Source organism: Roseiterribacter gracilis, from assembly GCA_018332375.1.
GTDB lineage: Bacteria > Pseudomonadota > Alphaproteobacteria > BOG-932 > Roseiterribacteraceae > Roseiterribacter > Roseiterribacter gracilis.
In genome coordinates this window covers 1,059,384-1,076,791 of the sequence record BOPV01000001.1, presented here as the reverse complement: position 1 = coordinate 1,076,791, position 17,408 = coordinate 1,059,384, and the positions used below count along the sequence as shown (strand labels likewise).

The 17,408-nt window shown below is 64.3% G+C and carries 22 protein-coding genes and 1 pseudogene; 11 read left to right on the top strand and 12 right to left on the bottom strand.

The window, feature by feature from the left end; genetic code table 11:
- Nucleotides 1-64: 64 nt before the first annotated feature.
- The 5 genes from TMPK1_RS05425 to TMPK1_RS05405 are packed head-to-tail and all read left to right on the top strand — an operon-like array spanning nucleotide 65 to nucleotide 3,043.
- Nucleotides 65-1,099 (top strand): EAL domain-containing protein, encoded by a 1,035-nt coding sequence (locus TMPK1_RS05425; RefSeq protein ID WP_420241890.1) that lies wholly within the window; start codon nucleotides 65-67, stop codon nucleotides 1,097-1,099.
- A gap of 33 nt (nucleotides 1,100-1,132) precedes the next feature.
- Nucleotides 1,133-1,540 carry an 8-oxo-dGTP diphosphatase MutT gene (gene mutT / locus TMPK1_RS05420; protein ID WP_420241889.1) on the top strand — a complete coding sequence of 136 codons (408 nt, stop codon included), beginning with the start codon at nucleotides 1,133-1,135 and terminating at the stop codon, nucleotides 1,538-1,540.
- 14 nt (nucleotides 1,541-1,554) lie between these two features.
- The gene (locus TMPK1_RS05415) at nucleotides 1,555-1,956 is read left to right on the top strand and encodes a hypothetical protein (protein WP_420241888.1); all 402 of its coding nucleotides are present in this window, start codon (nucleotides 1,555-1,557) and stop codon (nucleotides 1,954-1,956) included.
- 10 nt (nucleotides 1,957-1,966) lie between these two features.
- On the top strand, nucleotides 1,967-2,308 hold the full coding sequence (locus tag TMPK1_RS05410) for a DUF952 domain-containing protein (protein WP_420241887.1): 342 nt from the start codon (nucleotides 1,967-1,969) through the stop codon (nucleotides 2,306-2,308).
- Complete coding sequence (locus TMPK1_RS05405; protein WP_420241886.1) at nucleotides 2,309-3,043, top strand: methyltransferase domain-containing protein; 735 nt, start codon at nucleotides 2,309-2,311, stop codon at nucleotides 3,041-3,043.
- A 3-nt stretch (nucleotides 3,044-3,046) separates the two neighbouring features.
- Here TMPK1_RS05405 and TMPK1_RS05400 read toward each other — a convergent pair whose 3' ends face one another.
- From TMPK1_RS05400 to metX, 3 genes and pseudogenes are all read right to left on the bottom strand, one after another.
- Entirely contained in the window at nucleotides 3,047-3,685 is a 639-nt protein-coding gene (locus tag TMPK1_RS05400; RefSeq protein ID WP_420241885.1) for a hypothetical protein, read from the bottom strand.
- An 83-nt stretch (nucleotides 3,686-3,768) separates the two neighbouring features.
- Nucleotides 3,769-4,359: a methionine biosynthesis protein MetW gene (gene metW / locus TMPK1_RS05395; protein ID WP_420245626.1), complete on the bottom strand. Its 591-nt coding sequence runs from the start codon at nucleotides 4,357-4,359 to the stop codon at nucleotides 3,769-3,771.
- A gap of 42 nt (nucleotides 4,360-4,401) precedes the next feature.
- Nucleotides 4,402-5,541 (bottom strand): annotated as a pseudogene (metX, locus tag TMPK1_RS05390) (homoserine O-acetyltransferase MetX); the annotation flags it as partial.
- Nucleotides 5,542-5,678: 137 nt separating this feature from the next.
- Between metX and hisC the strand changes: the two are divergent.
- The gene (gene hisC, locus TMPK1_RS05385; protein WP_420241884.1) at nucleotides 5,679-6,773 is read left to right on the top strand and encodes a histidinol-phosphate transaminase; all 1,095 of its coding nucleotides are present in this window, start codon (nucleotides 5,679-5,681) and stop codon (nucleotides 6,771-6,773) included.
- The gene (locus TMPK1_RS05380) at nucleotides 6,770-7,684 is read left to right on the top strand and encodes a prephenate/arogenate dehydrogenase family protein (protein WP_420241882.1); all 915 of its coding nucleotides are present in this window, start codon (nucleotides 6,770-6,772) and stop codon (nucleotides 7,682-7,684) included. Before hisC ends, TMPK1_RS05380 begins: the two co-directional genes overlap by 4 nt.
- A gap of 234 nt (nucleotides 7,685-7,918) precedes the next feature.
- Here TMPK1_RS05380 and TMPK1_RS05375 read toward each other — a convergent pair whose 3' ends face one another.
- From TMPK1_RS05375 to TMPK1_RS05355, 5 genes are all read right to left on the bottom strand, one after another.
- Nucleotides 7,919-8,332 (bottom strand): GxxExxY protein, encoded by a 414-nt coding sequence (locus tag TMPK1_RS05375; protein ID WP_420241881.1) that lies wholly within the window; start codon nucleotides 8,330-8,332, stop codon nucleotides 7,919-7,921.
- A gap of 11 nt (nucleotides 8,333-8,343) precedes the next feature.
- Nucleotides 8,344-8,904, bottom strand: a complete 561-nt coding sequence (locus tag TMPK1_RS05370) for a hypothetical protein (RefSeq protein ID WP_420241880.1) — start codon at nucleotides 8,902-8,904, stop codon at nucleotides 8,344-8,346.
- A complete protein-coding gene (locus TMPK1_RS05365) occupies nucleotides 8,901-9,779 on the bottom strand; it encodes a hypothetical protein (protein WP_420241879.1) in 879 nt (292 codons plus the stop codon). The genes TMPK1_RS05370 and TMPK1_RS05365 overlap by 4 nt, the downstream gene beginning before the upstream one ends.
- Before the next feature lie 10 nt (nucleotides 9,780-9,789).
- The gene (locus tag TMPK1_RS05360) at nucleotides 9,790-10,314 is read right to left on the bottom strand and encodes a hypothetical protein (RefSeq protein WP_420241878.1); all 525 of its coding nucleotides are present in this window, start codon (nucleotides 10,312-10,314) and stop codon (nucleotides 9,790-9,792) included.
- 67 nt (nucleotides 10,315-10,381) lie between these two features.
- Complete coding sequence (locus TMPK1_RS05355; protein ID WP_420241877.1) at nucleotides 10,382-11,365, bottom strand: DUF2125 domain-containing protein; 984 nt, start codon at nucleotides 11,363-11,365, stop codon at nucleotides 10,382-10,384.
- Nucleotides 11,366-11,382: 17 nt separating this feature from the next.
- Between TMPK1_RS05355 and TMPK1_RS05350 the strand changes: the two genes are divergently transcribed.
- Together TMPK1_RS05350 and TMPK1_RS05345 are read left to right on the top strand one after the other, a co-directional pair.
- Nucleotides 11,383-11,976, top strand: coding sequence for a gamma-glutamylcyclotransferase (locus TMPK1_RS05350; protein ID WP_420241876.1), 594 nt, complete (start codon nucleotides 11,383-11,385; stop codon nucleotides 11,974-11,976).
- Between the two features lie 47 nt (nucleotides 11,977-12,023).
- A complete protein-coding gene (locus tag TMPK1_RS05345) occupies nucleotides 12,024-12,995 on the top strand; it encodes a pepsin/retropepsin-like aspartic protease family protein (protein ID WP_420241875.1) in 972 nt (323 codons plus the stop codon).
- A gap of 4 nt (nucleotides 12,996-12,999) precedes the next feature.
- Here the strand turns inward: TMPK1_RS05345 and TMPK1_RS05340 are convergent, their stop codons facing one another.
- From TMPK1_RS05340 to ftsE, 4 genes are read right to left on the bottom strand one after another with little or no spacing between them, the layout of a single operon-like run.
- Nucleotides 13,000-13,731: a lysophospholipid acyltransferase family protein gene (locus TMPK1_RS05340; RefSeq protein ID WP_420241874.1), complete on the bottom strand. Its 732-nt coding sequence runs from the start codon at nucleotides 13,729-13,731 to the stop codon at nucleotides 13,000-13,002.
- Nucleotides 13,732-13,733: 2 nt separating this feature from the next.
- Nucleotides 13,734-14,318 carry a YdcF family protein gene (locus TMPK1_RS05335; RefSeq protein WP_420241873.1) on the bottom strand — a complete coding sequence of 195 codons (585 nt, stop codon included), beginning with the start codon at nucleotides 14,316-14,318 and terminating at the stop codon, nucleotides 13,734-13,736.
- Nucleotides 14,315-15,202 (bottom strand): cell division protein FtsX, encoded by an 888-nt coding sequence (locus tag TMPK1_RS05330; protein WP_420241872.1) that lies wholly within the window; start codon nucleotides 15,200-15,202, stop codon nucleotides 14,315-14,317. The genes TMPK1_RS05335 and TMPK1_RS05330 overlap by 4 nt, the downstream gene beginning before the upstream one ends.
- Nucleotides 15,199-15,861 carry a cell division ATP-binding protein FtsE gene (gene ftsE / locus TMPK1_RS05325; protein WP_420241870.1) on the bottom strand — a complete coding sequence of 221 codons (663 nt, stop codon included), beginning with the start codon at nucleotides 15,859-15,861 and terminating at the stop codon, nucleotides 15,199-15,201. The genes TMPK1_RS05330 and ftsE overlap by 4 nt, the downstream gene beginning before the upstream one ends.
- 123 nt (nucleotides 15,862-15,984) lie before the next feature.
- Here ftsE and TMPK1_RS05320 point away from each other — a divergent pair, with 123 nt between their 5' ends.
- Nucleotides 15,985-16,965: a zinc-ribbon domain-containing protein gene (locus TMPK1_RS05320; RefSeq protein ID WP_420241869.1), complete on the top strand. Its 981-nt coding sequence runs from the start codon at nucleotides 15,985-15,987 to the stop codon at nucleotides 16,963-16,965.
- Between the two features lie 45 nt (nucleotides 16,966-17,010).
- A complete protein-coding gene (locus tag TMPK1_RS05315; RefSeq protein ID WP_420241868.1) occupies nucleotides 17,011-17,403 on the top strand; it encodes a response regulator in 393 nt (130 codons plus the stop codon).
- The last annotated feature ends 5 nt before the right edge of the window (nucleotides 17,404-17,408 follow it).

Genomic DNA, 17,408 nt, shown 5'->3' with positions numbered 1-17,408 from the left:
GACCATGGTTGGCCACGGGGCAGAATATAAAGGAACAGGCATGTCGGGATGCGCGGGTTGTGGAGTGATCGACGAATTTGGGCCGGGCGACGAGGCCTTGTTGTGGCCGCCGGTTGCGCATGCAGGCGATCGATTCCGCGGATTGGTACAGGACAGCGGGATGACGGCTGGTCCGTTCGCCGACGGCGCGCTGCGGGTGTCGGGAGACCTTGCCAGCGGCCTGCAGGCGCTCGCAAACCGTCTTACGTTCGACGAGCAAAATGCGCTCCGCGTGCTGTCGGTCGGTGCTGGCGGCACCGCGACGATGGCGGATATGCCGCGCGTACGCACGCTTGAGCAAGTGGTTCGACGCCTCCGCGGCGCTTGGCTCGTCGATCTGATCGAAGCCGACGGGATCGTAAGTCTGTATCAGCCGATCCTTTCGGCTGCCACGGGTGCGAACTTTGCCTTTGAAGCACTGGCACGCGGCCGTGGCGACGACGGCCAGTTGATCCCCGCCGGCCGGTTGTTCGAAGCAGCGCGCGATGCCGCGCTGATGACGCAGCTTGATCTTGCTGCGCGCGTTGCCGCGGTGCGCGGGTTTGCGCAAGTGCGCCCGGACTCGCGCCTCTTCATCAATTTCCAGCCGACCACGATTTACAATCCCGCGACCTGCCTCCGTCGTACGTTCGAATTGGTCGATGAATTGCAGCTCGACCGGTCACGTATCGTGTTCGAAGTCGTCGAATCGGAAGAGATCAAAGATCAGGCGCACCTGCTTGATGTTTTGCAGACCTACCGAAATGCCGGCTTCCAGGTTGCGCTTGACGATCTCGGTTCTGGCTTCTCGTCGTTGAACCTGCTGCACCGTCTGCGGCCTGATTATGTGAAGCTCGACATGGAGCTGGTACGCGGAGTCGCGAACGAACCGTACAAGGGCTCGATCACGCGCAAGCTGCTCGAGACGGCGCGTGAGCTGGGCATTGCGACGATCTGCGAGGGCGTCGAAGACGCAGCCGACCACACTTGGCTGCAGCAAGCAGGCGCCGACTATGTGCAGGGCTATCTCTTTGCGAAGCCAGGTGCACTTTCCGATTTCGTCCGCAACGCAACAACCTAGCGCAACGCCGCTAGGGCGGCGATGCTCCGCCCCATGAGCGAATCAAAACTTCTGCTGGTCGCCGCCGTGGCGCTGATCGATCCCGACGGTCGCGTGCTGTTGGCCGAACGGCCCGCGGGCAAGCAGCTGGCTGGCATGTGGGAATTTCCCGGCGGCAAAGTCGATGCAGGCGAGACGCTCGAACAAGCGCTGATCCGCGAACTGCAAGAAGAGCTGGGCATCACGGTCGAGAAATCGTGCCTCGCGCCGTTCACCTTCGCCTCGCACGCCTACGAGACCTTCCACCTGTTGATGCCGCTCTATGTGTGCCGGGTGTGGGAGGGCACGGTGCAACCGCTCGAAGGCCAACGCCTTGCTTGGGTCAAAGTTGGCGACATGGATTCGTATCCGATGCCGCCTGCCGACAAACCGCTGGTCGCGATGCTGCGCGATCTTTTGTGAGGGACGAAAAGAACATGCTGCACAGACGGATTGGATTGCTGTTGTTGCCGCTGGCATTGGCAGGTTGCGTCACCGATCAAACCGGCACGCGCAATGCGGGCTATTACCCGCCATCGCCGTCGTCGTCGTCGTATGGCGGTGGCCAGTCGTACAGCGCGCCGCCGAACGGACGGCCGGTCCATATCAGCGACGCAACCTGGCGCGCGCCCGATGGTCGCCAGTGCAACGCCAAGCGCGCGGTCGAACGCCAGTGCGACGGGCGCGAAAGCTGCCGCGTCGAAGCCGACAATGATTTGTGCGGCGATCCTGCAATCGGCGTCGGAAAGAAGCTGGTGATCGGCTACAAATGCGGCGACGGGCGCGTTGAAGTGACCGTGAACGAACACAAATCCGTTTCGTTGTCCTGCCCGCGATAAGGGAACAATTGTGGCATTGATCTACCACCTGGCTCGCGAAGCCGAATGGCAGAAGGCGCTTGCATCGGGAATCTATGAAGGTTCCGCTGACGATCGCCGCGACGGGTTTCTGCATTTCTCGACCGGCGAACAAGTCGTGATCAGCGCTGCCAAACATCGGGCCGGCGAACGCGACGTGCGTCTGGTTGCCGTCGATCCGGCCGTGCTGGGCGATGCGTTACGCTGGGAAGAGTCGCGCGGCGGTGCATTGTTTCCGCATCTCTACGCCACGATGGATCCCAAGCAGGTCGCGTGGTCGCAGATGTTGCCGCTCGGTGCCGACGGCGCCCACGTCTTTCCGGCGCTCGACTAGATGTATCGCGACGTCGTCGACCTGCGCCGCTTTTACGAAAGCCAGCTTGGCCAGACGACGCGGCGCATCATTCGCCGTCGGGTGCGCGAATTGTGGCCCGACCTGCGCGGGCAGCGCGTGCTGGGTCTCGGCTATGCGACGCCGTATCTGCGCCAATTCACCAACGAAGCGTCGCATGTCGCGGCGGTGATGCCGGCCAGCCAGGGCGTCGTGTTCTGGCCGGGTGAGGGGCCGGGCCTTGCGGCGCTGGCCGATGAAGACGATCTGCCCTTCGCCGATATGAGTTTCGATCGCGTGCTGGTCGTGCATGGATTTGAAGGCGCCGAATATCGGCGTCCGATGCTGCGCGAAATCTGGCGCGTGTTGGATGCAGGTGGGCGGTTGCTGGTCGTCGCTGCCAACCGTGCCGGCGTGTGGGCACGCACCGAACGCACGCCGTTCGGCCAGGGCAGCCCGTATTCAGCAACGCAGTTGGAAGCGATGTTGCGCGACGCGCTGTTCGTGCCGGAACGGTCGACGCGCGCGCTGTACGTGCCGCCCTTTCGTTCGCGCATGTTTTTGGCAGGCGCAGGGGCCTGGGAAAATATCGGGCGGCGTTGGTTTCCGACCTTCGGCGGGGTCAATCTGGTCGAAGCGTCGAAACAGCTCTACGCGCCGACGCCGATCCGCGAACTGACCCGGGCCGAGCGCAAACGGTTGGCGGTGGCGCCGGCGCCGCGCCTCACCCAGCGCTAGCGATTATTGCGGGCCGTACCGCTCGCTGAGCAGCCGCATCTTTTCGAGATATTCGGTGTCGGTCAGCAGGCGCTTGTTGTGCAGGTCTTCGATGCTCTGCTGCGCCAGTTTGAAATATTGAACCTGACCTGCGCCCCAGACTTCGGTCGTCGTCGTTGGTACTTTCGGGAGCGCAGCAATCTGCGTCGGTGCAGCTGCGACCGTGGTGGTGGTCGTCGTCGTTGTCGTCGCTGCGGCCATGGGTGTCACGGTGACGGCGGGACGGCGTGGGGGCGCCAAGGCGATCGGGCCTGCTGCGGGATAGACCCAGGCGGCACCGGTGGCGAAGTCGACACCCATGCCGATCACGCCGCCGATCGCGATGTTGGCGAACACGACGCCATGCACCGACGCAGGCAGAACCGCGCCGCCGCTGCGCCCGTCCGGCGTGATGCAGTCGACTTTCAGCTCGCTATCGTCTTTGCGCACCAGAACGTCGCCAGGCGTCGATGCGACGGTCCAGATACCGCGCCCGTTGCTGACGTCGCATTTGGCGCCGTCGACCGGTGTGGTCGTGATCTGCACCGTCTGGCTGGTGCCTTCCCAGATCGTTGCACATCCGTTGAGCAACAAAGCGGCGGCAAGCAGGACCAGACAACGCATCGGCGATTCTCGCGGCTCGTATTCGGTGCCGCGATCCTAGGAAAGCAAACCGTTCGGCGCCAGCAAATCTCGCCCTGCGCCGTTCAACTTTGTTTGAGGACGAACACGGCCTGTTCGGCCAGCATGTTGGCGTGCGCCGAGGGAAGCTTGCCGTCGCGCACATGTCCCAACGGACCGACCGTGATCGCGCGTTCGATCGTGATGTTGCGGCTGGCGCACAGCTCCAAAAAGTCGGCGATGGTGCAGGGGTGGATGTTGGGATTTTCCCACCACGCACCGGCACGTCCCGGTGCACGACCGCGTAGCAACAAGCCCAGGCGCGCGCGCCAGTGGCCGTAATTCTCAAACGCGACGATGGCGCGCCGGCCGATCCGCACCAGCTGCTGCAGCACGTCGGCGGGATCGCGTGTCGTCTGCAAGGTGCGTGACAAGACGATCCAATCGAACGCGCCGGTCGGGTAGTCGGCGAGGTCGGTGTTGGCGTCGCCCTGGATCACGGTCAGGCCTTGCGCAACGCCCAGCCGCACGCCGTCGGGATCGATTTCCAGACCGCGCCCGTCGACCTGCTTGTCGTGCACCAGGAATTCGAGCAGCGAACCGTCGCCCGCGCCGACGTCGAGCACGCTGGCGCGCGGTTCGATCAAATCGCCGATCAAGCGCAGGTCGGTTCGCATCAGCGGACCGCGCACGCGTTTGACTTCGGACGGATGCGGGGTCAGTCCGCGCTGCTGCGCCGAACCGTCGACGAAGCCGCGGCAGAGATTCAAAAAGGCGGGCTCGTCGAGCAGGAACGCGTCGTGGCCTTTGTCGGTCTCGACTTCGACGAAGCTGACGTCGGCCGACACTGCGTTCAGCGCATGCGCGATGGTGCGCGATTCCGTAGTCGGAAACAGCCAGTCGCTGCTGAAGGAGACGAGCAGAAAGCGCGTCTTGGTGCCGCGAAACGCGTCGGCTAGTTGACCGCCATGCTCGGCGGCGAGGTCGAAATAATCCATCGCGCGCGTGATGTAGAGATACGAGTTGGCGTCGAAGCGATCGACGAAGCTCGAACCTTGGTGGCGCAGATAGGATTCAACCTGAAAGTCGGCGTCGAAGCCGAAGGACAGCGCGTCGCGATCCTGCAACGAGCGGCCGAACTTCCGCTGCAACGCCGCTTCGCTGAGATAGGTGATGTGCGCGGCCATGCGCGCGACCGACAGGCCGCGTTTGGGGCGACAGCCATGGAAGGCGTAACTGCCCGCCATCCAATCGGGATCGGCGAGGATCGCCTGACGGCCGACTTCGTGGAAGGCAATGTTCTGCGCCGAATGTTTGGCCGCAGTCGCGATCGCCATGCAGGCGAAGACACGGTCCGGATAGGCGGCGGCCCATTGCAGCGCCTGCATGCCGCCCATCGAGCCGCCGATCACGGCAAACAGTTTTTCGATGCCGAGATGATCGAGCAGCAGCGCCTGCGCCCGCACCATGTCGCCGATCGTGATGATCGGAAAATCGAGTCCATAGGGCGCGTTGGTCGCGGGATCGGCGTCGCGCGGGCCGGTGGTGCCCATGCAGCCGCCCAGCACGTTGGCGCAGATGACGAAGAACCGATCGGTGTCGATCGGGCAGCCCGGACCGACCATCCGCTCCCACCAGCCCGGCTTGCCGGTCGTGGGGTTGGTGCCGGCGACATATTGGTCACCGGTCAGCGCGTGGCAGACGAGGATCGCGTTGGCCTTGTCGGCGTCGAGCGTGCCGTAGGTCTCGTAGGCGACCGTGAAGGGGCCGAAGCTGCGGCCGTTATCGAGCTGCATGCCGTTCTCGGCCAGCACGACATGCTGGACGGGCGGGGGCGTCAGATGCAGATCCGCAGACATGGGGCGAGGGAAGTGCGCGCATGCGCGGCCTGGGTCAACCGCCGCCTCGCGCATGGCCACAAGGCTGCATCGCGCCGGTTCAGCTTGATCCGGTCGGATGGCTATGCGACGCCCCATCTCCCTTCAGGACCATGCCTATGACCAAGCTTCCCACACCGCGCCCCGGCATTCTCGACATCGCGCCCTATATCGGCGGCGAAGCCAAAGCGCCGGGCACGACGCGCCAGATCCGTCTGGCCTCGAACGAAGGCGCGCTGGGTACCAACCCGGCGGTGAGCGACGCGTTGCACGCCTACGCCACCGACCCGCACCGCTACCCTGACGGGACCGCGCTGGCGCTGCGTCAGGCGCTGGCCAAGCTGCATGGGCTCGATGCCGAACGCATCGTGTGTGGCGCGGGCTCGGACGAACTGCTGCAGATGCTGGCCAAGGCCTATGCCGGTCCCGGCGACGAAGTGATTTCGAGCCAGCACGGGTTTCTGATCTATCCGATCGCGGCCAAGGCGGCGGGCGCGACGCCGGTCGAAGTGCCGGCGGCAAAAACGCTGGGCGCCGATCTCGATGCGATCGCGGCGCGCGTCAACGCGCATACGCGGCTGATCTTTCTCGCCAACCCGAACAACCCAACCGGGACGATGTTCAGCCAAAGCGAGCTTGAAGGCCTGCTGAAAAAGCTGCCGTCGAACGTGCTGCTCGTGCTCGACAACGCCTATGCCGAATATGTTGATCGCGCCGACTATCCGCAGGGCTTCGATCTGGTCGATCGCTATCCCAACCTCGTCGTCACGCGCACCTTCTCGAAGATTTACGCGCTGGCCGGTTTACGCCTGGGCTGGTGCTACGCGTCGGCACCGGTTGCCGACGTGCTGAACCGCGTGCGCGGGCCGTTCAATATCAGCCAGGCCGCAATTGCGTGCGGTGTCGCCGCCGTCGAAGACCAGGCCTTCATCCAGAAGTCGGCCGCGCACAACAAAGAATGGCGCGCCTGGACGATTGCGGAACTGGGCAAGCTTGGTCTGCGCGTTCTGCCCAGCCAGGGCAATTTCGTGCTGGTCGATTTCCGTACACACGGCGCTGAGACGGTCCGACAAGCGCTGAAAGAGCGCGGCATTCTGGTGCGCCAGATGAATGCGTACGGGTTGCCCGACTATCTGCGCATCACGATCGGCACCGGTGACGAAATGCGCGAAGTCGTCGACGCGCTGCGCACCATTTTGCAGCAGGCAGCATGAGCGACGACACGCGAGACGTCATGCGAGACGGGGGGCCGATCTTCGATCGCGTCGTTCTGATTGGGCTTGGGCTGATCGGATCGTCGTTGGCGCGCGCGCTGCGCGTGCACAACGTCGCCAAGCGCATTGTCGCGGTCGATGCCAGTCTGGACGTGTGCCAGGCGGTCGACCGGCTGCAGCTTGCCGACGAAACCCACACCGACGCTGCAGTGGCCGTGCGCGGCGCCGATCTGGTTGTGCTGTGCGTGCCGCTGGGTGCGTATGAAGCGGTGGCGCAGACGATCGCGCCGCATCTGCCGAACGGTGCCATCGTCAGCGACGTCGGATCGGTCAAAGAAGTTGCGACCAACGTGCTGGTGCAGAATCTGCCTGCGCATGTGCGCGTCGTACCGGGCCATCCGATCGCCGGTACCGAACATTCGGGCCCGGAAGCGGGCTTCGCCAAATTGTTCGAAGGCCGTTGGTGCATTCTGACGCCACCCGACGGCACCGACGAAGTTTCGATTGAGCGCGTCGCCGAGATGTGGCGCCGGTGTGGCTCGATGATCGAGCGCATGGACGCGCCGCATCACGACAAGGTGTTGGCGATCACCAGCCATCTGCCGCATTTGATCGCCTACACGATCGTCGGTACGGCGGCCGATCTGGCGGAAGACGCCAAGGCGGAAGTGATCAAATTCTCGGCCTCGGGCTTTCGCGACTTCACGCGCATCGCGGCGTCGGATCCGACGATGTGGCGCGATGTGTTTCTCAACAATCGCGAAGCGACGTTGGAGATGCTGCAGCGTTTCACCGAGGATCTGACCGCCTTGCAGAAAGCCATCCGCCGCGGCGACGGCGACGCGCTGCATCGCATGTTCACCCGCACGCGCAGCATCCGCCGCTCGATCATCGACGCGCGCCAGGCGTAATGACCTTTGCCTCAGTAATCAGCAAACCGCCAAGACGCCAAGAACGCCAAGGTTCGCCAAGAATCACAGAAGTCGGTGCGGTTCGGTCGCATGACGACATGATTTTATTGACGCGCGAAGCGCGTCAGGAAATCCAATTTCAGCGTGCGACGCGTCGGTTGAACCAGCTCATTCTCTTGGCGTCCTTGGCGTCTTGGCGGTTTGCTGGATCGTGACTTCCCGAACCGAGCGCAGTCACATGGAACTCAGAACACAACGGCGAATGCCATCCTTCAACAGTGGCACGTTGAAGTTGATCAGAAGACCGAGCGGAAGCGTTGATAGGCGCATATACGTCAGCAGCTGAGCACGATGGAGAGACAGGAGGGTGTTAACCGCCTTCACCTCGACGACGACCGCGTCCTCAACAACTAGGTCCAGCCGTAGCGCATTTGGAATGCTGAACTCTCGGTACGCGAGGGCAAGCGCCTTCTGTCGTTCAAACCGAAGTCCTCGATCCGCCAGTTCGAAACAGAGACATTGCTCGTACACTGACTCAAGTAGGCCCGGGCCCAGCGTGCGGTGGACGGTTAGGGCGGCGTCGATGATTTGTTTCGCGATGGCGTCGACTGCGGCGCCAGGCTCGGGACGTGGCGCCGCCGGCTGCAAGACGCGTGCGCTTATTTGGGAAAAGGACCAAGCTGGCTCAACTTGGTTTCCTTGTTGCCGTGCACCGCGAACACCGCGTTGTCGTGGAACAGGAACGTCGCTGTTTTGCCGGTCGGCTTGCGCTGCGCGAAGCTGGGCGCACCGCGATAGGCGTGGAACACGACGCGCCAGCCGGACGGCGTCCGGTCGATTGCAGCAGGCATTGAGGTGCAGTTGCCGAACGGTTCGGTCACTTGCGGCGTGGCTGGATCGGTCAACACGACGAAGCGCATTTCGAACGGACAACCCGAGCCGCCGGTATTGACCAGAACCGGGATCACACGATCGCTGCGTTGGATCGGCCCGACTGGTTGCCACAGCAAATCGTGGTAGGAGTCGAGCAGCACGCGGCCGGCGAACGCAAAGTGTTTGATCGTGTCGCTGCTGGTTTCAACCCGCACTGTGCCCAGCACGCCGATATCGAGCGTGACGTCTTCTTCGTAGCCCCAACCATCCTTGGGGACGGGAACGGCATGCGCGCAGGTCGCGCCGCCGAGAACGAGCGCGAGCACGAACGTCGCGGCGTGCTTCATCGTACGCTCACGGCGAGATCGGGTTGCGGCAAGGTCTTCGCGACGGTCAGCGCAGGTTCAAGAAACGCGGCCGGGCGGATTTTGCTTTCCGTGTAGGCCTTGATGCGGTCGGCATAGGTTTCTTCCCACGCGACTTCGATGCCGGGGCGGCCGTTGGTTTCGCCGCGCTCGATCCGCGCCAGCTGGCTGAAGCCGGTATGGTCTTTGGTCTCGCCGGGGAAGTTGGCGGCGTACAGACTGCGTGCGCGATCGCGATGCAGCGTGCCGGTAAGCAATTGCGCCGCGCCGCCGACGCCTTCGTGATGCGCGAGATAGGCGTAGCGCGCGCGTTGCGTGTCATCGAGTTCGGTCGGGACCAGGCCTTCGGCCTGCAACTGCCGCAAAGCTTTGGCGTCGTATTCAGCGCCGGTGACGATCGACAGATACGGATCGACGCGCAGCGCCATCGCATCGATGAAATGCGTCTCTTGCAGCTTGCCGTGCTTGTCGAGCCAGCCGTTCTTGTCGGCGATGCCGTGCAGCAGCGAGCCTTTGGTTTCGGCCATTTCCTGCCACGCCGCTTCGGTACATTGGGTCAGGCCGACAGCGCTGGAGGTTTTGCTTCGGGAGTTTGGATTCCAGACGCCGTTGCTGCCTTTGATCTTGGTTGCTTCGGCGTCGATGATCGAAGCGATCGCCGCAGCCGACAGGCCGGTGCGCTCTGCCGCCTGCAGAATCGCGCCCTCATAGGCTTGATTGACGCCGAGTTTGAGGCGGCTTGGATCGGTTTGCAGCCCATCGACGCTGATCGCTTCACCTTGCGTGCGGTCGAAGCTGAATCCGCCCGCAGGCCCCGTATGGGGGGCCTGCGGTGCGCTGGCTGTTTCCCTGCGCATGTGCGGTCACTCAAAACTTTGCCGTGGCAACGGCGGGGCCGACAGCGCGTTCCTTGCCGTCTTCGAGCGCATAGAGAACGTGTTCGCGATAGAGGAACTGCTTGCCGCCCGCGAATTCGATGCGCAGCCCACCGCTGGCGCGATCGCGCGAAATCTTGCTCGGCGGCGTCGCGCAATCACCAAGCGCGGGCGTCAATTTCGGCGCCTCCGGTTCGGCCAGGTCGAGCAGATAGTGCGCGCGTTTGCAGGCACCGGTTTCGACCGACTTGGCGATCAGGATTTGTTTGGCGCGGCGCGGCACCGGTTTGTGAAACCAGGTTGTGCCGCCTTCTGTTTCGGCGAGCAGCCGTCCATCGAGTTCGAGCCGCGCGCCAGTCGCGCTCGTCACCAGTGCAAGCCGGTTGTCTTCGAGTTTGAGGCGCGTGGTGCAGGGCGCGTCGACTTTGCTGCAGACGGGATCGGGCGCCGGGGCGGCGATGGCGGGCAGGCTCGACAAGGCAAGAACGGCCAGAAACGGCAGAGAAGTACGCGTCATGAGGCAATCTCCGGTTATGTCGTTCCGGAGAAGATAGCGAAATTACGGGATCGAGTCGAATCCGTTCTTAGAACATTTTGAGTACGGGCGCCGGCCCGAGCCGGATGCCGCCGAGATAGAGCTGGCCGCCCTGGATCGCGACCGCGATCGCGACTTCGGATTTCTCCTTGGGTGCGCCGTCTTTGGCGTTGGCCAACATGCCGAGCCCGGCTTTTGCGAGTGCGCCGCCATTCGGTTTGACGCTGCCGCTCGCGACCAGCGCGTCGATCGTTTCGCTCCAGCCGGTCAAACGCGACGTGCCCGCCAGTTCGATCCGTCCCTGCGCGTCGAGCGCAGCGGTGCCTTCGCCGTGCAGAGACAAGGGTCCCCATTGCAGCGTGACGCTGGTGAGCTGCATCACACCGCTCGCTTCGCGCCATTGCTGCATTGATGCGGCGTCGAGTCCGTGCGGCAGGTTCGGTTCGGCAACCGTGACCAGCTCCAGCCTTTGCACCGTGTCGCCGAGCGGCGAGTTGATTGCCAGATGCAGCGCATCGAGCGACGCGGTGACGTTGTCGGCATCGCGGGTGATTTTCGCGCGTTGCGCGGTGATCGGCGCTGCGTCGCCCGCTGCCCAGGCGATCATGTCGAGCGTGATGGCGCTGCGCGCGAGGTTGGTGGCGTCGAGCAAGGCTTCGCCATGGGCGGCGTTGAGCATGCCGGCCGGACGGCTGGCGCCTTGCGGCAGCTGCAGCGCGATCGCATCGGCTTCAACGCGCACGTTGCGCGACCACGGAACTGTGCGTGCGGTGAGATTGCCGGTTTCCACGCGCGTTCCGTCGGGACGCGCCATCACGACCGCGCCTGCATCTAGCCGCCAGCCAAATGGAAACCCGCCGACATCGAGTTTGCTTGTCGTAATCGTCCAGCCTTCGGCACGGCGCGCTTCGATCCAGGCGGCGCTTTGCGCGCTGATCCGCGACGCGGTGCTGCGCCACCACAGGCCGTAGCCGACGCAGAGCGCAATCAGAAGAAGGGCGAGGGCGACTCGAAGGGCGCGGTGCTGACGCATGGCGAGAAGGATGGAACGTGCGTAGCTTCGTTCCAATGGTGGATGACCCGCGACCCCACGATTCAAGAAGGTGCGATTTGCTGGATGGCTACACGCAGGGCGATGCGTTGTGGGTGTTCGGCTACGGCTCGCTGATGTGGAGCCCGGGCTTTCCCGTCGCCGAACGCGCGGCGGCCTTGCTGCGCGGCTGGCATCGCCGGTTCTGCGTTGTCAGCCATGTCTATCGCGGCACGCCGGAAAAGCCGGGCCTGGTGCTGGGGCTCGATCGCGGCGGCGCTTGCCGCGGTCTCGCGATGCGAGTCGAGCCGAAGCACGCGCGCGAAGCGCTCGATTATCTCTGGGACCGCGAAATGATCACGCGCGTCTATCGCCCGATGTGGCGGGAGGTCGAACTGGCGCAGCGAAAAGTCCGTGCTGCGACCTTCGTCGCCGATCGCGCGCACGAACACTATGTGCCCGAACGCGATCCTGCCTGGGCCGCGCGCACCATCGCCGATGCGATCGGACAAAATGGCAGCAATCGCGATTACCTGAAGGCGACCTTGGCCGAGCTCGATCAGCTCGGCATCCACGATCGTCATCTGCGCGCGGTCCTGGCGGCATTGCCCTGACCAACCTCGCAAGTCGTGCCATTGTGCGGCGACCAAGGGAGGACGGCATGCGCTTGACGACGGCACTTGGAGCAACTGCCTGGCTGATTCTTGAAACCGCGCAGCTTGGCGTGGCTGTGGCGGGCGAAATTGTCCCGTCGCGTTTCGAAGCCGATACGGTCTACGTGACGCTACCGGTCGCGCGCGGCGGATCGGTCGAGCTTTACACCGACACGGGCGGCGGCGGTTTCGTCTTGTCCGAACGTGCGGCCAGTCGTTTGGGCCTGCAGGTCGGAACACCCAGCGATGCAGCGCTGTCGGCCGAATTGGGTGCGGAGGCGCGCGTCGCGCGATTCCCGCAAGTGGCGGGCAAGCTTCCGAAGCTGCCGGCGCAAGCGATCGTCGTGCCAAGGGCTGCGCAGATTCCTGCCTGGCCAGAGCAGGGTGACGGCGTCGTCGGTGCGTCTTGGTTCGCCGGCGGCGTTTGGACATGGGACTATCCCGGGCGCCATTTGGTGCACGAGCGATCCAATTGGAAGCCGCCGGCGGATGCGCGCACCGTGCCGGTCGCATTCAAGATCGACCGCGACGGCAGTCGACCGACGAATTTTGCGCGTCTGCAGGTCGTGATCGACGGGCGCGAACTGTCGCTGCTGTTGGACACCGGCGCCGAAACGTTTCTCACCGACGATGCGGTGCAGCGCATCGGTGGCGGTCCGCAACTTCGTGCGACGAGCATGATTGCGGCTTCGGTGTTCGACCAATGGCGGAACGCGCATCCCGACTGGCAGTTCATTGACAACGCGCAGGTCGCGACGGGCGCTTCGATGATCAAAGTTCCAAGCGTCGAAATCGCGGGGTTTCATACGGGGCCGGTGTGGTTCACGCGCCGCCCCGACAAGAACTTTCACGAGTTCATGTCGTCGATGATGGATGCGCGTGTCGAAGGAGCGTTGGGCGGCAACGCGTTTCGAACGTTTGTGATGACGGTGGATTATCCGCGGGCGCGGGTTTCGTTTGCGTGTCGCGCCGATTGCTGAACGTCTAGGCGCGTTGGTTGCGCGCTTCTGCGTCGAGCAGGTCGCACGCTGCTTCCAGGCGCGTTTCCAGCAATCGCATCATCTCTTCGACCGGCAGGCCGGGCGGAATCGGTTCGAGAAAATCGAACGTGACCGTGCCGCCGTGTTTGCGGCCCGACTTGGGCCAGAAATATCCGCTATTGAGCGCCACCGGAACGACCGGCACCTGCAGCTGCTCGTACAAGCGACCGACGCCTTGCTTGTACGGGCGGCGTTCGCCGACCGGCACGCGCGTGCCTTGCGGAAAAATCGCGATCGGTCGTCCTTCGGCGATCACACGGCGCCCCGCATCGATCATCGGCATCAGCGCTTTTGCGCCGGCGCCGCGCACCACCGGGATCATGCCGAGCTTGGTCAGAAATCCGCCGAAGATCGGCACGCGCGCCAACTCGGCTTTGTAGACGATCGCGGGATCGGGCAGCAGCTGCCAGAGCTTCAACGTCTCGAACGAAGACTCATGCTTGAAGGCGTAGATCGCGGTGCCTTGGAGCAACGGCGTACCGACCACGCGGAAATTGAGCCGCAGCAATTTGCGTTCGAGCCAATGTGCGCCAAGCACCCACCAGGTCGCGACCTGCATCGTCGCGCGCCGCGTCGTCAGCAACACCAGCCCCAGCGCGAAGCACGCGATCGTCGTGTAGACGTAAAAGGCGAGGGTGAAGGCGACGCTGCGCCAAAGCGGGGTGGGCCGGATCATGCTCATCCGAACGCCGTGCGCCGCACGCGCGCCAGCAGATATTTGACGTATTCGCCCGCCAGCACGTTGCGGGATTCGCGTGACGACCACCAATTCACCGGATCGAACCCGGCCGGCACGATCGGATGCGGCACGACCACGCTGCCGGGCAGGTTGTTTTCCAGCAGCAGCAGCGCGCGCGGCATGTGATAGGCGGCGGTGACGAGCCGCATCGACGTATATTGTTCACCGCGCATCCAGGTCGCGGTTTCGGCAGCGTTGCCGATCGTGTCGATCGCTTCGCGCCCCAGCACGATGCAGCAGCGCAGATCGACGCTTTGCGGCCGCGACACGCGCAACAGTGAATCCAAGGTCGTGTCGGGACCGACGCCGGACACGAACAATTTCTTGGCGCGTCCCGCCGCCAACAAGTCGAGCCCGGTCGAGACGCGTTCGGCGCCGCCGGTCCAAACTACGATTGCGTCGGTCGTCGCGTCGGGCTGCAAGGGCGTCAACGGCAGCGACTTCGCGAACAGGCCAAGCCCGATCATGAACGCAACGGTCGGTACCGTCACGAACAGGATCATCGCGACGAGAAACCGTTTCACGGCAGTCGCCGTAGGGCGCGCATCGAAGCCCAGCGCGCGGCCAAGGTTGCTGCGACCGCTGCGACCGCCGGCACGGCAAGCGCGACCGCGATGATCGACCAGGACGGTCCCAGCAACGGTAGCAACCGGTCGAGCGGCAACTGGAATCCCCAGGCCGCAAATCCGATCGTCGTCGCAGCCAAAATCAGGCCCGACAAGCCGCCGCGCAACGCAACTGCAAGCGCGCTCGCCTGGAATTGGCGCGCGATCCAGCGATCGGCGGCGCCGATCACGTGCAGCAGCTCGACTTCGTGCGCGTGAATCGCCAGCCGTGCGCGGGCCGCAGCGACGATGGCGAGGATCGCAATCGCGCCGACCATCACGAACACGGCAATTGCGACCGCTTCGGCAGCGCGCGCAAGCCGCACGATCTCGACCACCCAGCCGCGGTGATCGTCGACATTTGCACCCGGAATTTCGGCCAGACGTTTGCGCAACTCGGCGATCGCGGGTGGACGCTGCGCATCGACCACGACATCGACCAAACCGGGCAGGGGCAATTCTTCCACCGCAGCGTCGTTGCCGAGCCACGGTGACAGAAGGCGGCGAATGTCTTCGCGGCTGAGCGGTTCGGCGCGCACGACGCCCGGTACGCCGCGCAGCAGCTGGGCTGCGTCGCGTGCGCGTTGTTCGGTTGGCTTGCTGCGTGTGGCGTCGGCCGCGATCTCGACCGTCCATCGTCCGGCAAGTCCGGCCTGGCGTTCGCGCGCAATCGCACCCAACGCGACCGACGCGCCCAAAGCCAGCAGCGCCAGCCACGTCATCAGCGCGATGATGGAAACCAGCAGCGCAGTGCCACCCGCTTCGGCGCGCGGCAGCGCTACATCGGCGTCGCGCGTGCTCATGCTCGAACCAGCCCTAGCTGACCGTCTTCGAGACGCAGCACCGGATGCGGAAAACGTTCGATCAACAGTTCGTTGTGCGTCGCGACCAGCACGGTGGTGCCCAGCCGGTGCAGTTCCTGGAACAGGCGCAGAATGCGCGTGCCGGTCGCTTCGTCGACGCTGCCGGTTGGTTCGTCGGCCAGCAGCAGCAACGGACGCGCGACGACCGCGCGTGCAATCGCGACGCGCTGTTGTTGGCCGCCCGACAAGGTGCGCGGATCGGCGCCCGCGACGTCGGCCAGACCGACCCAGTCGAGCATTTCGCCGACGTCTTTGCGCAGCGAAGAATCGCGCACCCGCGCCAGGCGCAACGGCAACGCGACATTGTCGAACACGGTGAGGTGATCGAGGAGACGGAAATCCTGAAACACCATGCCGATCTGCCGCCGCAATTTCGGCAGGTGCCGGCGTTTCAGCTCGGACAGGTCTTCGCCGAAAGCCTCGACTCGGCCGCGAGTCGGGTGATCGGCGAGATGCAGCAATTTGAGCAGGGTCGATTTGCCGGCGCCGCTCGCACCGGTCAGCCAATGAAACGAGCCGGGCGCGAGGTCGAGATCGACGTCGCGCAATACCTCAGGCCCGTTCCCATAGCGGAAGCCGACTTCTTCGAATCGGATCATGTGCTTGGGGTCGTACACCACGCTCGGATTCCAGCGAAGCCTGTCCCGCACTTGATGCGGGATGGTTGGCACGCGGCCGTACGGGAACTCGCTTTCTTCACGATCCGCTGGTAGGACAGCGGCGTGATCCTCGACTGCAATCGCTGCCTGACCAAATTCGCCGTCGACCCGAACATGCTCGGGCGCGTGGGACGAGTCGTCCGTTGCAGCTCGTGCGGCAATCTGTGGCATCAGGATCCGCCCGAAGGGTTTTTCCCGCCGCTGACCGAAGAAGAGAAGGCCGCCAACATCGCGGCCCATCAGGCGCAGAAGGCGAAGCAGGGCCAGGCAGCGGCCGCCGCCGGCGGCGACGCCGGTGCACCGCCGCGCGGCAACGATCCGGCGTTTGATCCCAGCGATCCACTGTCGGCGCACCTGCAGGCCAACGGCGCCGTCGACGCGATGAATCAGGCGCCGTTCCCGCTGCGCGCCGACGTGAAGGGCGAGGCGCCGGCAGCTGGCGGCGGTACGCCCGAGCCGGCCGGCCCAGGCGGAATCAGCGGTGGCGACTGGCCGGACCCAGTTGCGAGCTGGAGTGGCGCCAAGGGCGACGCCGGCGGCAAGCGCGGCGATTCGATTCGGCCGCTCTCGAAACTGAAACGCGACAAACGCGGCAGCGGTAGCGGCAGAGACCGCAAAGAAGTGCCGTGGCAGCGCTGGGCCGCGCTGTTTGCCTTCTTGTGCGCCTCGGTCGTGCTGCCCGTGACCTATGCCGAGACGGCGGTTCGGATCTGGCCGGCTTCGGCAAAACTCTTTTCGCTGCTGGGGCTGCCGTCGCCGCTCGACGCGCTGGGGCTGCAGGCTCGCGACGCGCGTTCGTACGAGCGCATGACGCAAGACGGCCGCGTTCTGGTGGTCGAAGGGCGCATGCTCAACACCGCCGCCGAGCCGCGTACGCCGCCGAAATTGTGGGCCACCATGCTGGCCGACGGCAAAGAAGTAGCGTCCTTTGCGATCAATCCGACGGCGCGTTCGATCGGTCCCGGTGAAAGCGTTCCCTTCCGCGGCGAATTCCCCAATCCGCCGGCGCTGGCGAAGTCGCTGAAACTCGACTTCCGCCCCTAATTCCCTTCACAGGGATTTTTATCCGTCCCGGACGTTCAGGGTCGGATGGCCGACCTCGTTGAACCTGCACGCATCCTTGTCGCTGAAGACGAGGACTCCGTGCGCTACCTCCTCGAACGCGCGCTGACCTTGGCCGGGCACAAGGTCACGACCGTGCAGGACGGGGCCGATGCGCTGGTCGAATTGGCGCGCCACCGCTTTGACCTGTTGCTGACCGACATCCGCATGCCGCGGGTGGACGGGATCACCTTGGCGCTCAAAACCGCCAAAGATTATCCGACCGTGCGCATTCTGATGATGACCGGCTTTGCCGACGAAAAGCAGCGCGCGCATGGGATGGAATTTCTCAGCCACGAAGTCATCGCCAAACCGTTTGCCTTGCCGAACTTGCTGCGAACGGTCGAAGCGGTGCTGCAACGACCGGTAGCTGCTCTGTAAGAGGG

Coding starts and splice junctions, on each gene's coding strand:
- mutT (WP_420241889.1), top strand. CDS start 1,133: ATGAGCGAATCAAAACTTCTGCTGGTCGCCGCCGTGGCGCTGATCGAT.
- TMPK1_RS05415 (WP_420241888.1), top strand. CDS start 1,555: ATGCTGCACAGACGGATTGGATTGCTGTTGTTGCCGCTGGCATTGGCA.
- TMPK1_RS05405 (WP_420241886.1), top strand. CDS start 2,309: ATGTATCGCGACGTCGTCGACCTGCGCCGCTTTTACGAAAGCCAGCTT.
- TMPK1_RS05400 (WP_420241885.1), bottom strand. CDS start 3,685: ATGCGTTGTCTGGTCCTGCTTGCCGCCGCTTTGTTGCTCAACGGATGT.
- metW (WP_420245626.1), bottom strand. CDS start 4,359: ATGCGAACCGACCTGCGCTTGATCGGCGATTTGATCGAACCGCGCGCC.
- hisC (WP_420241884.1), top strand. CDS start 5,679: ATGACCAAGCTTCCCACACCGCGCCCCGGCATTCTCGACATCGCGCCC.
- TMPK1_RS05380 (WP_420241882.1), top strand. CDS start 6,770: ATGAGCGACGACACGCGAGACGTCATGCGAGACGGGGGGCCGATCTTC.
- TMPK1_RS05370 (WP_420241880.1), bottom strand. CDS start 8,904: ATGAAGCACGCCGCGACGTTCGTGCTCGCGCTCGTTCTCGGCGGCGCG.
- TMPK1_RS05365 (WP_420241879.1), bottom strand. CDS start 9,779: ATGCGCAGGGAAACAGCCAGCGCACCGCAGGCCCCCCATACGGGGCCT.
- TMPK1_RS05360 (WP_420241878.1), bottom strand. CDS start 10,314: ATGACGCGTACTTCTCTGCCGTTTCTGGCCGTTCTTGCCTTGTCGAGC.
- TMPK1_RS05355 (WP_420241877.1), bottom strand. CDS start 11,365: ATGCGTCAGCACCGCGCCCTTCGAGTCGCCCTCGCCCTTCTTCTGATT.
- TMPK1_RS05345 (WP_420241875.1), top strand. CDS start 12,024: ATGCGCTTGACGACGGCACTTGGAGCAACTGCCTGGCTGATTCTTGAA.
- TMPK1_RS05340 (WP_420241874.1), bottom strand. CDS start 13,731: ATGATCCGGCCCACCCCGCTTTGGCGCAGCGTCGCCTTCACCCTCGCC.
- TMPK1_RS05330 (WP_420241872.1), bottom strand. CDS start 15,202: ATGAGCACGCGCGACGCCGATGTAGCGCTGCCGCGCGCCGAAGCGGGT.
- ftsE (WP_420241870.1), bottom strand. CDS start 15,861: ATGATCCGATTCGAAGAAGTCGGCTTCCGCTATGGGAACGGGCCTGAG.
- TMPK1_RS05315 (WP_420241868.1), top strand. CDS start 17,011: ATGGCCGACCTCGTTGAACCTGCACGCATCCTTGTCGCTGAAGACGAG.